The organism is Caulobacter mirabilis (assembly GCF_002749615.1).
Lineage (GTDB): Bacteria > Pseudomonadota > Alphaproteobacteria > Caulobacterales > Caulobacteraceae > Caulobacter > Caulobacter mirabilis.
Genome location: NZ_CP024201.1, coordinates 1,049,874 through 1,065,146 on the forward strand (window position 1 = coordinate 1,049,874; position 15,273 = coordinate 1,065,146).

Annotated in this window: 12 protein-coding genes; 10 read left to right on the plus strand and 2 right to left on the minus strand. The window is 69.5% G+C overall.

Features of this window, described 5'->3' with window-relative positions:
* Positions 1-11 precede the first annotated feature (11 nt).
* Both CSW64_RS05135 and flgK read right to left on the minus strand, forming a co-directional pair.
* Positions 12-932 (minus strand): flagellin, encoded by a 921-nt coding sequence (locus CSW64_RS05135; RefSeq protein ID WP_099621095.1) that lies wholly within the window; start codon positions 930-932, stop codon positions 12-14.
* A 5-nt stretch (positions 933-937) separates the two neighbouring features.
* Positions 938-3,067: a flagellar hook-associated protein FlgK gene (flgK, locus tag CSW64_RS05140; protein WP_099621096.1), complete on the minus strand. Its 2,130-nt coding sequence runs from the start codon at positions 3,065-3,067 to the stop codon at positions 938-940.
* 395 nt (positions 3,068-3,462) lie between these two features.
* On the opposite strand from flgK, the gene CSW64_RS05145 reads away from it, so the two are divergent.
* From CSW64_RS05145 to flhA, 10 genes are all read left to right on the plus strand, one after another.
* Entirely contained in the window at positions 3,463-5,259 is a 1,797-nt protein-coding gene (locus tag CSW64_RS05145) for a flagellar hook-length control protein FliK (RefSeq protein ID WP_099621097.1), read from the plus strand.
* A gap of 10 nt (positions 5,260-5,269) precedes the next feature.
* Entirely contained in the window at positions 5,270-5,935 is a 666-nt protein-coding gene (locus tag CSW64_RS05150) for a flagellar hook assembly protein FlgD (RefSeq protein ID WP_099621098.1), read from the plus strand.
* A 33-nt stretch (positions 5,936-5,968) separates the two neighbouring features.
* The gene (gene flgE, locus CSW64_RS05155; RefSeq protein ID WP_099621099.1) at positions 5,969-7,426 is read left to right on the plus strand and encodes a flagellar hook protein FlgE; all 1,458 of its coding nucleotides are present in this window, start codon (positions 5,969-5,971) and stop codon (positions 7,424-7,426) included.
* A gap of 164 nt (positions 7,427-7,590) precedes the next feature.
* The gene (gene sciP / locus CSW64_RS05160; RefSeq protein WP_099621100.1) at positions 7,591-7,872 is read left to right on the plus strand and encodes a CtrA inhibitor SciP; all 282 of its coding nucleotides are present in this window, start codon (positions 7,591-7,593) and stop codon (positions 7,870-7,872) included.
* 198 nt (positions 7,873-8,070) lie between these two features.
* On the plus strand, positions 8,071-9,732 hold the full coding sequence (fliF, locus tag CSW64_RS05165) for a flagellar basal-body MS-ring/collar protein FliF (RefSeq protein ID WP_245863836.1): 1,662 nt from the start codon (positions 8,071-8,073) through the stop codon (positions 9,730-9,732).
* On the plus strand, positions 9,732-10,754 hold the full coding sequence (gene fliG / locus CSW64_RS05170; RefSeq protein WP_099621102.1) for a flagellar motor switch protein FliG: 1,023 nt from the start codon (positions 9,732-9,734) through the stop codon (positions 10,752-10,754). Before fliF ends, fliG begins: the two co-directional genes overlap by 1 nt.
* Positions 10,754-11,416 carry a FliH/SctL family protein gene (locus tag CSW64_RS05175; protein ID WP_099621103.1) on the plus strand — a complete coding sequence of 221 codons (663 nt, stop codon included), beginning with the start codon at positions 10,754-10,756 and terminating at the stop codon, positions 11,414-11,416. Before fliG ends, CSW64_RS05175 begins: the two co-directional genes overlap by 1 nt.
* Entirely contained in the window at positions 11,409-11,750 is a 342-nt protein-coding gene (gene fliN / locus CSW64_RS05180) for a flagellar motor switch protein FliN (RefSeq protein WP_099621104.1), read from the plus strand. The genes CSW64_RS05175 and fliN overlap by 8 nt, the downstream gene beginning before the upstream one ends.
* 29 nt (positions 11,751-11,779) lie before the next feature.
* Entirely contained in the window at positions 11,780-13,147 is a 1,368-nt protein-coding gene (flbD, locus tag CSW64_RS05185) for a sigma-54-dependent transcriptional regulator FlbD (protein WP_099621105.1), read from the plus strand.
* Between the two features lie 20 nt (positions 13,148-13,167).
* Positions 13,168-15,264, plus strand: coding sequence for a flagellar biosynthesis protein FlhA (gene flhA, locus CSW64_RS05190; RefSeq protein ID WP_099621106.1), 2,097 nt, complete (start codon positions 13,168-13,170; stop codon positions 15,262-15,264).
* The last annotated feature ends 9 nt before the right edge of the window (positions 15,265-15,273 follow it).

The following is a 15,273-nucleotide window of genomic DNA, read 5'->3' on the forward strand; positions in this document are numbered from 1 at the left end:
CCCTGTCGCGCCTACTTCAGCAGCCCGAGCAGGGAGCTCTGGCTCAGGGAGTTGAACACCTGGGCCGAGGCCTGGACCGCGACCTGGGCCTTCTCGAGCTCGCTGATCGCCTTGGGCATGTTGGCGTCGGTGATGCCGCCGACCAGGCCGTCGAGCATCAGCTTGCGGGCTTCCTGGCTCTCGATGGTCTTCTCGACGCGGTTCTGCAGCAGGCCGTTGGCCGCGGCGGCGTTGGTCAGGCTGGTGCGGGCGCCGTCGAAGTCGTCGAGCATGCCCTGCAGGAAGTTGGCCTGGGCCGTGGTCAACTGTCCGGTGAAGGGGCCGTTGGCCTCGACATAGGCCTGGACGTCGCGGAAGGCGGTGAACAGGCCGGTCCCCAGTTCGTCGGCCAGGAAGCCGGTCTGGATCGTCGAGGTCTCGTCGAGGCGGCTGACCGTCTTCAGGCCGTCGTTCTTGAACACGTTGGCCACCGGACCGGCCGTGAGATCCGACAGCTTCTGGGCCGTGACCGGCGTGGTCTCCGACTGGCCGCCCGCGAACAGGTAGCGCCCGCCGAACTTGGCGTTCAGGGACTCGCTGGCCGAGGCGAACAGGCTGGAGAGCTGGTTCATCAGGGCTTCGCCGCGGTTGTTGGCCAAGGCGTCCATGATCGCCTGCTTGGCGTCGCCGGCGGCGTCGGCGACCTGGGTCAGGGCCAGGTTCTGGGAATCCAGCTTGGAGGCCAGGGTTTCGGACTGGTCCAGGAAGCCCTGCACCCGGGTCTGGATGGTGCGGGTGGCCAGCAGGGTCTCGGCGCTGTTGGCGTATCCCTTGAGGCTGTTGGCGACCTTCTGGCTGGAGACCTGCTCGTTGGCCTGCTGGGCCTTGAGCTGGGCTTTCATCAGATTGTCGAGGACGCTGGAGTAGCTGAAGCTGGTGGCGACGCGGTTCATGGCGCTCAGTTCCCGGTCATGGCCAGCAGCACGTCGTACATGTCCTTGCTCGCCTGGACGAGGCGGGCGGACGCGGCGAAGGCCTGCTGGTAGGTGGTCATGCTGATCAGTTCCTGGTCGAGGTTGACGGCCTCGGCCGAGGTGCGGCGGGCGTTGGCTTCCGTCGCGACGGACTTGGCGATCTCTTCGCGCGAGGCGGCGGCGTCGGACTTGCGGCCGATCGAGCCGGCGAACTCGCTGGCGTAGCGCGAGACGGTCATCGAGGCTGCGGCGGTCCCGCCCACGGCGTCGAACTTGGCCATGGTCTCGCCGGCCTTCGACAGCAGGATCGCGCCGCGGCCGTCGCCGACCGCCAGGGCCGGCTTGCCTGCCGCCGCCTGGGCCAGGTCGAGCTTGGCCAGGCCGAGGCTGGCCGGGTTGGCGGCGATGTCGGTCCGAACTTCCAGCGTGTTGATCCGGCCGGAGCGCTGCGCGGCGCCGATCCCGAACAGCTGCGACATCGACGGGCCGCCCGGACCCCCGTGCACGGTGTTGTCCTGCACCACCGAGATCGAGGCGCCGTTGCCGCCGCTGGCCTTGAAGCTCAAGGCGCCGTCGGCGTCGAGGCTGTACTGTCCGTACAGGCCGACCCCGCCGGTCGGCGAGTTCAGGGCGTCGAGCAGGTCCTGCATCGTGCCGCCGGCCGGCACGGCGACGCTGACGTCGCGGATCCGGGAGCCGGTCCCGTCGGCGATGCGCAAGCTGATCGTCTGGCCCGCCGTGAAGCCGTGCGCGTCGGTCGGCTTCAGCCCGGTCTCGTAGTTGGTGAAGCCCTTCGAGGTGACGAGATCGTTGAGGCCGAAGAAGTGCGAGAAGCCCTTGCCGGCCTTCTGGGCCGGCGTCGTCGCATCGTCGCTGATCGCCACGCCGCGGCCGGCCGCGCCGGTCAGGCTCAGCGCGCCGTTGGCGAAGGAGGCGGTCGCCTGGCCGCCCAGGGCGGTGTTCAGCGTGCCTAGGAAGCTGGCCGGCGTGAACGGCGTCGAGCCGGGAACGCCGCCGACGGACATCGTGCCGGCGTCGAAGTCGATCTCGACCTGGCGGGTGATCATGCCGTTGGCGTCGAGAACCGCCACGGTGGTCTTGCCGGTGAAGCCGCCGACCGCGGTCGACAGATCGAGGCCGGTGTTGCGTCCGGTCAGCTTGTTGGGCGCCGGCACCGGCGAAGAGGCGTTATGGGCGCGGTTCAGCTCGTCGACCGCGCGGGTGACGAACTCCGACAGCTGCTCGCTGATCGCCGGCAGTTCCTTGTCGCGCAGGTCCATCAGACCGCGGATCTCGCCGCCGGTGATCTTGCCCATGATGGTCTGGGCCTGGCTGGAGCCGGGCAGGGTGACCGCGATCTCGCCCGAGACGCCTTCCTTGCGTACGTAGGAGAGCTTGGCGGCGCCGCCGGCCCCGGCCAGCGCGGCGCCGTCGGACGCACGAATGACGACCCCGCCGTTGCCCCGCTGGCTGACGTTGACGTCCATCAGGCCGGAGAGCTCGTCGATGAGCTGGCTCTGGATATTCTCGGAACCCGTAGCGTCTCCGCCCTGGATCTTGGCGCGGCTGATGTCGCCGTTCAGGCCCTCGATCTGCCCGAGCAGCTGGTTGACGCGCTCGATGTTGGCGCTGATCCGGCTATCGGCCTCGGTCTGCAGATCCTTCAGCGAGGCGCCGATGCGCTTGGCCTCGCTGAGGAAGTCGCTGACGCCGTCGATCGCCTGGTCACGCCGGATCGCGGACGACGGGTCGTTCGCGGCGGCCGAGAAGGCGGTGTAGATGTCGTCCAGCCGGCTGAAGAACGAGCTCTTGCCGCTGGGGTCGCCGAATAGCGCCTGGACCCGGTCCATGTTCTGCGAGACGACGTTGGCCTCGGCCGAGCTCGCTCGCGCCGTCAGGGCCGCGCGCTGCAGGAACTGATCGGCGGCCCGCCGGATCTGGGCGATGTCCACCCCGACGCCCATGCCCGCCGACACCAGCGGCCGCTGATCCACAAGCTTGCGGACGTAGCCTGGGGTGTTGACGTTGGCGATGTTGTCCGAGACGGCCCGCAGGCCGGTCTGGGCGGCGTTCAAGCCGCTGTTCGCCGCCGACATGATCGCGCTGAGGCTCATGCGCCTTGCCCTCCGCACCCGGCAAAGCCTGGCGCCCGTTCCGGCCGAATTTGCCGGGCGAACGCGGAGGCGCTCGCGTAGGGGGCTGCTAAGCTGTTGAAATTCATAGCCTATGGTTCCGTGGGCCGGGTGACCCGCCAAATCACAGCGCAAGAGCGGCGCCAGAAGGCTCAGGGCGGCAGTTGTCGCCCTTGGGGGGCGTTCTCGCCCGGCAAAAAGAGCCTCGGCGCGTTGGGGCGGATTGGTCGTCGATGCGGTAATTACTCTAGTGAAAACAGTGCCTTGAACAATTGTAACGCGGTTGGCCCGAGGGTTGCTTTGGATGGGTCGAATGATCCGGGCGCAGCAGGCGCCGCCAAGTTCTCCCAATCGCTTCAGGGGCGCTCCCGCCTGCCATGACCGCGTTCGCGTCGACCCTTCTTGCCGCCCTGCCGGGCGTCGCCCAGCCCGGGAAGACCGGGACGGACGGCGCGGACGGCGGCCTGGGCGGCGTGTTCGACGCTTTGCTGGCCAATCTGAGCGCCGGCCTGGCGACGACGCCGGACGGCGCGAAGGCCGGCGGCGCGGGAGGCGAGGGCGAAGGCGCCGCGACGGATCAGCAGGCGGGGGCCTCGGCCGGTCTCGTTGAGCAGGCTCTGGCTGCGGCCATGGTCCTTCCGCTTGCCCAGACCGCGGTCCAGTCCCCGGCGCTGGCCGAGGGTGGCGGGGACGCGGCGCCAGGCGTCGCGCCCATGGCTTCGCCGGTTCCGATCCCGGCGCTGGTCGCCGAGACTGGCGCCGAGGCTGGGCCTTCCGAGCCGTCGCCGCATCAGGACGCCGCGGCGGCCGCCGCCTCTCTAGCGACTGGGATTGAGACTCCTGCGGCGCCCACGGCGGCCGTCATGCCCGAGCCGTCGGCCGATCCGATCGCCGCACCGCCGTCGAGCGAGGCCGTGTCGGTCGAGTCCAAGGCCGCCGCCGTCAAACCGTCCCAGCCCGAGGCTGCGCCGCAGACTCCGACGGCCACGCCTATCGCCGCGCCGACGGTTCAGGCCCAGGCCGCCGCGGTCGCGCGGCCGGCCGCCGGCCCCAAGCCCGCCGAGCCGAAGGTTGTCGAAGCCGCGCCGACGCCGGAGGCGCCGGCTTCGGCGGGGGATGAAGCGCCTGCGCCGTCGCGCGCCTCCGCCGCGACGGACGTCCGCCCGGCGGCGGCTCCGCAGACAGGAGCTTCGCCACAGACCGCCGCGATGATGACCGCGCCTGCCGCTGCGAAGGCGCCGGCCGCCAAGACCGCGCCTGAAGCGATCCCCGCGGCCGCCATCGCGGTCGCCGCCGTCGCGGTCGAGGCGGAAGCCGAAGGTCCGGTCCAGGCCGACGCCGTCCGCGTCGGAACGACCGCCGCTGCGACTCCTGCCGCCGCCCAGGCGGCGACTCCTGCGGCGGCGGTTGTCGTCGCCGAAGCCCGTCCGACCCCGCGCGCGGCTTCGACGAAGGCCGAGCGCGCCGCCGTGGCGGCGTCAGCGAACCCGACCGCCGCGGCGACGCGCGCGGACGCCCTTCCGATCGGCTTCGCCGCGACCCAGGCCGCCGATGCGGCGGACGAAGGCCTGGTCGACGCCGTTGTCGCGCCGGCCCTGGCCGAGGCTTCGCCGGACGCGCCGCCGCCGGCCGATGCGGATCAGCCGCTGCCGCCCGCGCCCGCCGACATCCGCGCTGGAGGCCAGGCCGTGGGCGCGCACGCCGCGGCGATGACCCAGCCCGGCGCCCACGCCTCCGCCGAGACGGTGGCCAAGCTGTCGGCCGACATCGCCCGCAAGCTTGAGGCCCAGTCCTCGAAGTTCGAGCTGCAGCTCGACCCGATGGGTCTGGGCAAGGTCGACGTCAGCGTCGAGATCGCGGCCGACGGCCGGCTGACCGCCGCGCTGACCTTCGAGTCGAACCAGGCCGCCGCCGAGCTGCGCGGCCGGTCGGGCGAACTGCGGGCGGCCCTGGAGCGCGCCGGCTTCGACGTCTCCGACAACAGCTTGAGTTTCGACTTCTCGGGTCAGGGGCAGGGCTTCGGCGGTCGCGAGACCGGCGAACAGCCGCAGCGCGCCTTCTCCGCCCGCGCCTTCCAGACCGCCCAAGCCGGCCTCGACGAGGCCGACGCCCTGGCGGCCGTTGCTTCCACCCGTTCGCGCGCCGCCGCCGGCGGCGTCGATATCCGTATCTGAGGGACAGGCCATGGCAGAGGTTTCAGGATCTGGCTCCGTCATCGACAAGATCACCGGTTCACGCAACCGGATGGCGAACAACACCCAGACGTTCCTCAAGCTGCTGACCACGCAGCTGAAGAACCAGGATCCGCTGTCGCCGATGGATTCGACCCAGTTCACCGCCCAGATCACCCAGATGACGGGCGTGGAGCAGCAGCTGATCACCAATGATCTGCTGTCGATGCTGGTCGGCATGAACGACGGCGGCCTGGCCGGCACCGTCGACCTGATCGGCAAGACCGTCACGGTGGCCACCGACAAGGCCCCGCTGGCGGACGGCAAGGCCAAGTGGACCTACGACCTCGACCGCAACGCGGCCAAGGTGAAGTACGAGGTCCTGAACTCGGCCGGCCAGGTCATCTACACGACCACCAAGCCTTCGGTGAAGGGCGGAACCGGCAACACCTTCGAGTGGGACGGCAAGACCGACAAGGGCGTCCAGCTCGCCAACGGCGACCTCTACACGCTGAGGATCAGCGCCACCGGCTCGGGCGGCGAGAAGATCGGCACGACCACCCACACCACCGGCATCGCGACCTCCGTCGAATCCAAGAACGGCCAGAACATGGTGACCATCGGCAAGATCCAGGTCCCCGTCGGCGACGTCATTTCCGTCAAGCCCACCGCGGCCTGACCGGACAGCATTTCCAAGGAAGGATAACCCTCCATGAGCATCAACAGCGCCATGCTCGCCGGCGTGACCGGCCTGACCGCGAACTCGCAGGCCCTGGCCGCGATCTCGGACAACATCGCGAACGTCAATACGGTCGGGTACAAGCGGACCCAGGCCAACTTCCAGACCCTGGTCACCGGCCGCTCGGCCACCGCCGCCTACTCGGCCGGCGGCGTCGCCGCCCAGACCCGCCGCTTCATCAGCACCCAGGGCCTGCCGACCCAGACCAGCCGCGGCACGGACCTGTCGATCTCGGGCCAGGGCTTCTTCGTCGTCACCGAGAAGTCCGAAGACCTGACCGCGGCTGACGCCCGTTCCTTCACGCGCGCCGGTTCGTTCCAGCTCGACAGCCTGGGCTACCTGCGCAACGACGCGGGCCTGTATCTGCAAGGCTGGCTGACCGACGAGAACGGCGTCATCACGACCGACCCGTCGGACATCACCCGCCTGAAGTCGATCAACGTGTCGTCTGTGGGCGGCGCGGCCGAGCCGACCTCGCGCATCCAGATCAACGCCAACCTGAACTCCGAGACCAAGATCTCGAACGCGGTGAAGATCATCCCGCCCGCGACGGCGATGACCTACAGCCCGACCGGCGCCAACTCGATGGCCAACTACAACCCGGACACCGGCACGGGCACCAAGCCGGACTTCTCGGTCCAGGTGCCGGTGTCGGACTCCAAGGGCGGCAAGCGCACGGTCACGATCGACTTCCTGCGCAGCAACACGCCCAACCAGTGGTACGCCGAAGTGCGCGCGGTGCCGGCCGGCGACGTCGACGTCGGCGCGCCGCTGGCCAACGGCCAGCTGGCTACCGGCGTGGTCGCCTTCACCCAGGACGGCCGCCTGGATCCGAACTTCACCCCCAACGCCGGCGAGAACAAGCTGTTCGCCGACTTCGCCAACCCGGTGATCAACTTCGCAGCCTCGGACGCCGCGGCGCCCGGCGCCGGCGGCATCAAGTGGAACTCGGCGCTCGGCATCGGCGCCCAGCAGATCCGCCTGGAGCTGGGTGGCGCGGGCAGCGCCGGCGGCCTGACCAGCTTCAGCAGCGAGAGCGTGCTGCAGTCGGTCACCACCAACGGCACCGCCTTCGGCAACCTGACCGACGTCGAGATCGACGACCAGGGCTACGTCACCGCGATCTTCGACAACGGCATCACCCGCCGGATCGCCCAGGTGGCCATCGCGACCTTCCCCAACGCCGACGGCTTGATCCCTGTTAACGGCAACGCCTTCCGCGTCTCCCGCGAGAGCGGCACGTACAACTTCAAGACCCCGGGGTCGGGCGGCGCCGGCTACGTGGCTCCCTCGACGCTGGAGTCTTCGACGGTCGATCTGTCGACGGAGTTTACCGGCCTGATCACCACGCAACGGGCCTACTCGGCCTCGTCGAAGATCATCACGACGGCGGATCAGATGCTGGAAGAACTTCTGAACATCAAGCGCTAGTCTTGAGATTTATCTGATCTTAATTCAGATGTCTCAAGGTGAAACACAGATGTTAACCTGGGGGATAGGGTGGTTAACCTGTCTAAACCATCACGCTTTACCGCGCGTTATTGTCGCGGGTGCATATTGCTCGCCAACAGTGATGGTGAGAGAGGCGTAGAAGGATGCTTCAGCAGCAGCGCGTCAACAGCAGGGGCGAGAAGTACGTGATCGGTCCGACCGGCGCGCCTCTGACGCTGTCCGATCTGCCGCCGGCCAACACCGAGCGCTGGGTGATCCGGCGTAAGGCCGAGGTCGTGGCGGCGGTTCGCGGCGGTCTTCTCAGCCTCGACGAGGCTTGTGAACGCTACAGCCTGACCAACGAGGAATTCCTCGGTTGGCAGAAGTCGATCGATCGGCACGGCCTGGCCGGCCTGCGGACGACCCGGCTGCAGCAGTACCGCTGATCGGGCGGCGCTTGGGCGCATGCAATCAGGAAACGGCCGCGTCCCCGGACGCGGCCGTTTTTCTTTGTCCGGCGCGGCGGGCGGGAACCCCTTAAGACGCCGTTTACCACGCACCCGGTAATTCCTGCCTAGCTGGGTGCGGGACATTGCGATTCCGTCCCTTCCGCAGTTTGGGGGCAGGCCCGCGTGGAACAGTTCATGAGCGGCGTTCGCGCATTCGGCATCGGCCGACTCGCCGCGCTGCTGGGCATCGGCGCAGCGCTGATCGCGGGGCTCGTCTTCGCGATGACGACGCTTGGCGCTCAGCCCCAGACGATCCTGTACTCCAACCTCGATCTCAAGGAAGCCTCGCAGGTCACCCAGGCCCTCGACCAGGCCGGCGTGAAGTACAAGGTGGCCGGCGACGGCTCGACCATCACCGTTCCCCGCGACCAGGTCGCTTCGGCGCGCCTGCTGGTCGCCGGCAAGGGCCTGGTGACTTCCGGCGCGGTCGGCGGCTACGAGATCTTCGACCAGGGCTCGGCCCTGGGCCAGACCGACTTCGTCCAGCAGCTGAACCGCCAGCGCGCGCTGGAGGGCGAGTTGGCCCGCACGATCAAGGCCTGGGACGGCGTCACCTTCGCGCGCGTCCACCTGAACCTGCCCAAGCGCCAGCTGTTCGAGGAGGAGGCCGAGGCTCCGTCGGCCTCGGTGACCATCGGCGTCGGCGGTCGTAAGCCGGGCGAGGACATGGTCCAGGCAGTTCAGAATCTGGTCGCCGGCGCGGTGCCGAACCTGAAGGCCGACCAGGTCTCGGTCATCGACCAGCACGGCAAGACCCTGTCGGTCGGCGGCTCGGGCTCGCTGGCCAGCAAGGTGGCGGACGACCGCAAGAGCGAGGTCGAGCGTCGCCTGGCCGCCCGGATCAAGGAGCTCGTCGAGGGCGTCGTCGGGGCGGGCCGCTCGCGCGTCGAGGTCAGCGCCGACATCGACATGGCTCGCGTCACCGAGCAGCAGGAGCGCTTCGATCCCGACGGCCAGGTGGTCCGCTCCGAACAGACCGGCGAGGAAAACGCCGCCGAGAACCAGGCCGACGCCGCCCAGGGCGTGACCGCGGCCGGCAACATTCCCGGCGGTGCGACTCCGGGCGTCGGCGGCCCGCAGAACAGCTCCAACAGCGGCCGCACCGAATCGACCACCAACTACGAGATCAGCAAGACCGTCCGCACCGAGGTCCGTGAGCCCGGCGCGGTGAAGAAGCTGTCGGTCTCGGTCGCCGTCGACGGTGTCACCGCCCCAGCCGCCGCCGACGGCAAGCCGGGCGCCTGGACGCCCCGCAGCGCCGAGGAGCTGCAGCGTCTCGACCAGCTGGTGAAGGCCGCCGTGGGCTTCGACGCCGAGCGCGGCGACGTGGTCAGCGTGGTCAATGTGCGCTTCGCCCGCGAGACCTCCGACGCCGGAACGGCGGCCGAGGGCGGCCTCTTCGCCAGCTTCGACAAGAACGACCTGATGCGGGCCATCGAGCTGGGCGTGCTCGCCGTGGTGGCGCTGCTGATCCTGCTGCTGGGCGTGCGCCCGCTTCTGAAGAGCCTGGGCGGTCCGCAGCGCGGCGGTCTGCCGGCCCTGGCCGGGGCGGCGGGCGGCGGCGGCGTCGCTCACCTGGTCGCCACCGCCGACGGCCAGATGGCCCAGCTGGCCATCGACCCGGCCACCGGGGAGCCGTTGGCCCTGCCCGGGCCGGACCTCGACCAGCGCATCGACATCGCCCGCATCGAGGGCCAGGTCCGGGCCTCGTCGGTCAAGCGCGTCGCCGACTTCGTCGACAAACACCCGGAGGAGTCGGTCTCGATCCTCCGCTCCTGGCTGCATGAGAGCGCGTGATGGCGAAGACCAAGGCCATCAGCGAGTCGAACAAGCTCAGCGGCCCGGAGAAGGCGGCCGTGATCCTGCTCGCCCTGGGCGAGGATCACACCGCCATCTGGAACGCCCTGGACGAGGAGGAGATCAAGGAGGTCTCCCAGGCCATGGCCACGCTCGGCACCGTGTCGGCCAGCGTCGTCGAGGAGCTGCTCGTCGAGTTCGTGTCCGGCATGTCTTCCAGCGGCGCGATCATGGGCAGCTTCGAACAGACCCAGCGGCTGCTGGGCAGCTTCCTGCCGTCCGAGAAGGTCGACGCCCTCATGGAGGAGATCCGCGGTCCCGCGGGCCGCACCATGTGGGACAAGCTAGGCAACGTGAACGAGGCGGTGCTCGCCAACTACCTCAAGAACGAGTACCCGCAGACCGTCGCGGTGGTGCTGAGCAAGATCAAGGGCGAGCACGCCGCCCGGGTCCTGGCCGCGCTTCCGGAGGACTTCGCCCTCGAATGCGTCCAGCGGATGCTGCGCATGGAGCCGGTCCAGCGCGAGATTCTCGACAAGATCGAACAGACCCTTCGCACCGAGTTCATGTCGAACCTGGCGCGCACCTCCAAGCGCGACAGCCACGAGATGATGGCGGAGATCTTCAACAACTTCGACCGCCAGACCGAGGCGCGCTTCATCGCCGCCCTGGAAGAGCGCAACCGCGAGAGCGCCGAGCGCATCCGGGCGCTGATGTTCGTGTTCGAGGACCTCAACAAGCTCGACCCGGGCGGCGTCCAGACGCTGCTCCGCGCGGTGGAGAAGGACCAGCTGGCCCTCGCGCTGAAGGGCGCCTCGGACAACCTGCGCGAAATGTTCTTCTCCAACATGTCCGAGCGGGCGTCGAAGATCATGCGCGAGGACATGGAGAGCATGGGCCCGGTGCGTCTGCGCGACGTCGACCAGGCGCAGATGTCCATGGTCCAGGCCGCCAAGGACCTGGCCGCCAAGGGCGAGATCATGCTGGCCGGCTCTGGCGGCGAAGATGAGCTGATCTACTGATGACCGGTTCGACCCCCAGACCCTTCGCCTTCGACACCGTCTTCGACGACGCGGGATCGATCGCCTATCAGCCCCCGGCGCGGAAGCGCCACTACACGGCGGAGGAGATCGAACAGGCTCGCGCCGCCGGCTACGCCGAGGGCGAGCAGTCCGCCCTGGCCCAGGCCGAGGCCGCCGTGGCCGACGCCCTGGCCGACCTGGCCCGCGCCGCCCGCCTGGGTCTTGGCGCGGTGCAGGGCGTGGCGCACGAGCATCGGGTCGGTTCCGCGGAGCTGGCCCTGGTCGCCGCTCGCCGCATCGCCGACGCCGCCCTGGCGCGGTTCCCTGAGGCCCCTGTCGCCGCCGCCCTGGAATCCCTGGCGCGCGAGATCGAGGCGCAACCGCGCCTGATCGTCCGCGTCGCCCCTGATCTGCAGGAGCGGGTCCAGCTCACGCTTGACCACGCCGCCGAGGCCATCGGCTTCCCGGGCCAGATCCTGGCCCGGTCCGAGCCCGGCATGCCCGCCGCCGCCTTCGTCCTGGACTGGGGCGACGGCAAGGCGAGCTTCGACCCGGACGCCGCCGCCGCCCGCGTGGCCGAGGCGCTCGACGCCGCCCTGGCCGCCGAAGGCCTTCACGCCGAACCCCTGATCGCCCCCAGCGAGATCGACGACCATGTCTGACGAGACCCATCTCACGCTCGACGAGTTCGCCCCCGAGGAAACCCTGGCTTCCGAGCTCCAGGTCGAGGCCGACGAGAAATCGGCCGCCGACCTGGCCCCGGTGTTCGATGTGCCGGTCAACATCTCGGCCGTCCTGGGCCGGGCCAGCCTGTCGGTCGCCCAGCTGCTGCACCTGGGTCAGGGCAGCGTCCTGGAGCTGGACCGCAAGGTCGGCGAGGCGATCGACATCTACGTCAACAACCGCCTCGTCGCCCGGGGCGAGGTGGTGATCGTCGACGATCGCCTGGGCGTGACCATGACCGAAATCATCAAGGACGGCGACACCGCGCTCTAGGAGCTGCGGTCGACTGAAGGAGAATAGTGATGCGGCTTCTGGTCGTCGGACGTTTGAACGGACAGCTCTCCCTGGCGGTGAAAATGGCCATGTCGGCAGGCGCCAAGGTGGCGCATGTCGAGACCATCGAGGCCGCCACCCAGGCGCTGCGCGCGGGGCAGGGGGCCGACCTGATGATGGTCGACTTCGATCTGGACATCGCCGGGCTGATCGCCGCCAACGAGGCGGAGCGCATCCGGGTGCCGGTGGTGGCCTGCGGCGTCGGCGCCGACCCGCAGCGCGCCGGCGACGCCATCCGGGCCGGGGCCAAGGAGTTCATCCCGCTGCCGCCGGACGCCGAGCTGATCGCGGCGGTGCTGTCGGCCGTCAGCGATGACAACCGGCCGATGGTCGCCCGCGATCCCGGCATGGAGCAGGTCATCAAGCTGGCCGACCAGATCGCGCCGTCCGAGGCCTCGATCCTGATCACCGGCGAAAGCGGCGTCGGCAAGGAGGTGATGGCCCGGCACGTCCACCAGAAGTCCCGCCGCGCCAACAAGCCCTTCATCAGCGTCAACTGCGCCGCCATCCCTGAGAACCTGCTCGAGAGCGAGCTGTTCGGCCACGAGAAGGGGGCCTTCACCGGCGCCGTCGCCCGCCGCATCGGCAAGTTCGAGGAGGCTTCGGGCGGCACTCTGCTGCTGGACGAAATCAGCGAGATGGACGCCCGCCTTCAGGCCAAGCTGCTGCGCGCCTTGCAGGAGCGCGAGATCGACCGCGTCGGCGGCGGCAAGCCGGTGAAGGTCGACATCCGCGTCATCGCGACCAGCAACCGCGATCTGGCCCAGGCCGTGCGCGAGGGAACCTTCCGCGAGGACCTGCTCTACCGCCTGAACGTCGTGAACCTGCGCCTGCCGTCGCTGCGCGAGCGCCCGGGCGACATCCTGGCCCTGGCCGACCACTTCGTGAAGAAGTACGCGGCCGCCAACGGCCTGCCGGCCCGCCCCCTGTCGGACGAGGCCAAGCGCCGCCTGGTCGCCCACCGCTGGCCCGGCAACGTGCGCGAGCTGGAGAACGCCATGCACCGGGCGGTGCTGCTGTCCTCCGGCGCGGAGATCGAGGAGTTCGCCATCCGCCTGCCGGACGGCCAGCCGATGGCCCCGGCGCCGGACGCCGCCGTCGCCCGCAGCGCCTCGATGGCCGCCGACGCGGTCAGCCGCGGCTTCGTCGGCCAGACCGTGGCCCAGGTCGAGCAGCAGCTGATCCTGGACACCCTGACCCACTGCGTGGGCAACCGGACGCACGCCGCCAACATTCTCGGCATCTCGATCCGCACCCTGCGCAACAAGCTGAAGGAATACTCCGAGGCCGGCGTGGCCGTGCCCGCGCCCCAGGCCGGGGTCGGCAACGCCGCCTGACCACTGAGTTCGAGTAACCGATGACCGACGCGACCGTCACCAGCCCATCGAACCGCCCCGGCGCGAAGGACGTGCTGGGCTGGGTGGCGCGTGGCGAGGTCGGGCTGGCGATCGGCATCGTCGGCATCATCGTCCTGCTGATCCTGCCGATCCCGCCGTTCGTGCTGGACATGCTGCTGACGCTCTCGATCGGCAGCTCGATCCTGATCCTGATGACGGCGCTTCTGATCAAGAAGCCGCTGGAGTTCTCGGCCTTCCCGACCGTGCTCCTGATGACGACGCTGTTCCGGCTCGGCCTGAACCTGGCGTCGACCCGGCTGATCCTGAGCCACGGCCACGAGGGCGCCCACGGCGCCGGCCAGGTGATCAAGGCGTTCGGCGACCTGATGATGGGGGGCAACTTCATCATCGGCCTGATCGTGTTCGCCATCCTGGTGCTGGTGAACTTCGTGGTCGTGACCAAGGGCTCGGGCCGGATCGCGGAAGTGTCCGCCCGCTTCACCCTGGACGCCATGCCCGGCAAGCAGATGGCCATCGACGCCGACCTGTCCGCCGGCCTGATCGACCAGGAGCAGGCCAAGGCCCGCCGCAAGGAGTTGGAACAGGAGTCCACCTTCTTCGGGGCCATGGACGGCGCCAGCAAGTTCGTGAAGGGCGACGCCATCGCCGGCCTGGTGATCGTCGCCATCAACATCATCGGCGGCATCCTGATCGGGGTCATCCAGCACAAGATCCCGGCCGGGCAGGCGGCGACCACCTACACCCTGATGACGGTCGGCGACGGCCTGGTCAGCCAGATCCCCGCCCTGGTCATCTCGATCGCCGCCGGCCTGCTGGTGTCCAAGGCGGGCGTCGAGGGCTCGGCGGACAAGGCCCTGGTGACCCAGCTGGCCATGAACCCGATCAGCCTGGGCATGGTGTCGGCGACCACGGGCGTCCTGGCCTTCGTGCCGGGCATGCCGGTGATCCCGTTCCTGGCCGTTGCGGTCGGGGCCGGCGCGCTGGCCTGGCGACGGTCGAGCACGCCCGAGACGCCCGAGACCGTGATGGAGTCCGAGCCGGCCGTCGCGCCGGAGACCGAGGAGGAGTCGATCGCCGCTTCCCTGGCCATCGACGACATCAAGATCGAGCTGGGCTATGGCCTGCTGACCCTGATCAACGACCTGGACGGCCGCAAGCTGACCGACCAGATCCGCGCCCTGCGCAAGACGCTGGCGGCCGACTTCGGCTTCGTCATGCCGCCGGTGCGCATCCTCGACAACATGCGCCTGCCGACCCAGGGCTACGCCATCCGGATCAAGGAGATGGAGTGCGGCGCCGGCGAGGTGCGCATCGGCAGCCTGATGGCCATGGATCCCCGCGGCGGCCAGGTCGAGCTGCCCGGCGACCACGTCCGCGAGCCCGCCTTCGGCCTGCCGGCCACCTGGATCGACGACGGCCTGAAGGAAGAGGCCACCTTCCGCGGCTACACGATCGTCGACCCGGCCACGGTGCTGACCACGCACCTGACCGAGATCCTCAAGGACAACATGGCCGACCTGCTGTCCTACGCCGAGGTCCAGAAGCTGCTGAAGGAGCTGGGGCCGGAACAGAAGAAGCTGGCCGACGACGTCATTCCGGCGATCGTCACCGGCACGACCTTCCAGCGCGTGCTGCAGGCGCTGCTGCGCGAGCGGGTCTCGATCCGCGACCTCCAGGCCATCCTGGAAGGCGTGGCCGAGGCCGCCCCGCACACCGCCTCGATGACCTCGCTGGTCGAGTCGGTGCGCGCCAAGCTTGCCCGCCAGCTGTGCTGGGCCAACCGCGGCGACGACGGCGCCCTGCCGATCATCACCCTGTCGCCCGACTGGGAGGTCGCCTTCTCGGAGAGCCTGATCGGTCCCGGCGAGGAGAAGCAGCTGGCCATGGCCCCCAGCAAGCTGCAGGAGTTCATCCGCGGCGTCCGCGAGGCCTTCGAGCGCGCCGCCCTGGCCGGCGATTCCCCGGTGCTGCTGACCAGCCCGCTGGCTCGGCCCTACGCGCGCCAGATCATCGAGCGCTTCCGCGGCCAGACCGTGGTGATGAGCCAGAACGAGGTCCACCCCAAGGCCCGCCTGCGCACGGTCGGTCAGGTCTGAGAATTTTTT

What these genes read in the sequence shown, in the direction of transcription:
- CSW64_RS05150 (WP_099621098.1), top strand. Translation starts at nt 5,270, where the DNA reads ATGGCAGAGGTTTCAGGATCTGGCTCCGTCATCGACAAGATCACCGGT.
- fliF (WP_245863836.1), top strand. Translation starts at nt 8,071, where the DNA reads ATGAGCGGCGTTCGCGCATTCGGCATCGGCCGACTCGCCGCGCTGCTG.
- flgE (WP_099621099.1), top strand. Translation starts at nt 5,969, where the DNA reads ATGAGCATCAACAGCGCCATGCTCGCCGGCGTGACCGGCCTGACCGCG.
- sciP (WP_099621100.1), top strand. Translation starts at nt 7,591, where the DNA reads ATGCTTCAGCAGCAGCGCGTCAACAGCAGGGGCGAGAAGTACGTGATC.
- CSW64_RS05175 (WP_099621103.1), top strand. Translation starts at nt 10,754, where the DNA reads ATGACCGGTTCGACCCCCAGACCCTTCGCCTTCGACACCGTCTTCGAC.
- flgK (WP_099621096.1), bottom strand. Translation starts at nt 3,067, where the DNA reads ATGAGCCTCAGCGCGATCATGTCGGCGGCGAACAGCGGCTTGAACGCC.
- flbD (WP_099621105.1), top strand. Translation starts at nt 11,780, where the DNA reads ATGCGGCTTCTGGTCGTCGGACGTTTGAACGGACAGCTCTCCCTGGCG.
- fliN (WP_099621104.1), top strand. Translation starts at nt 11,409, where the DNA reads ATGTCTGACGAGACCCATCTCACGCTCGACGAGTTCGCCCCCGAGGAA.
- flhA (WP_099621106.1), top strand. Translation starts at nt 13,168, where the DNA reads ATGACCGACGCGACCGTCACCAGCCCATCGAACCGCCCCGGCGCGAAG.
- fliG (WP_099621102.1), top strand. Translation starts at nt 9,732, where the DNA reads ATGGCGAAGACCAAGGCCATCAGCGAGTCGAACAAGCTCAGCGGCCCG.
- CSW64_RS05135 (WP_099621095.1), bottom strand. Translation starts at nt 932, where the DNA reads ATGAACCGCGTCGCCACCAGCTTCAGCTACTCCAGCGTCCTCGACAAT.
- CSW64_RS05145 (WP_099621097.1), top strand. Translation starts at nt 3,463, where the DNA reads ATGACCGCGTTCGCGTCGACCCTTCTTGCCGCCCTGCCGGGCGTCGCC.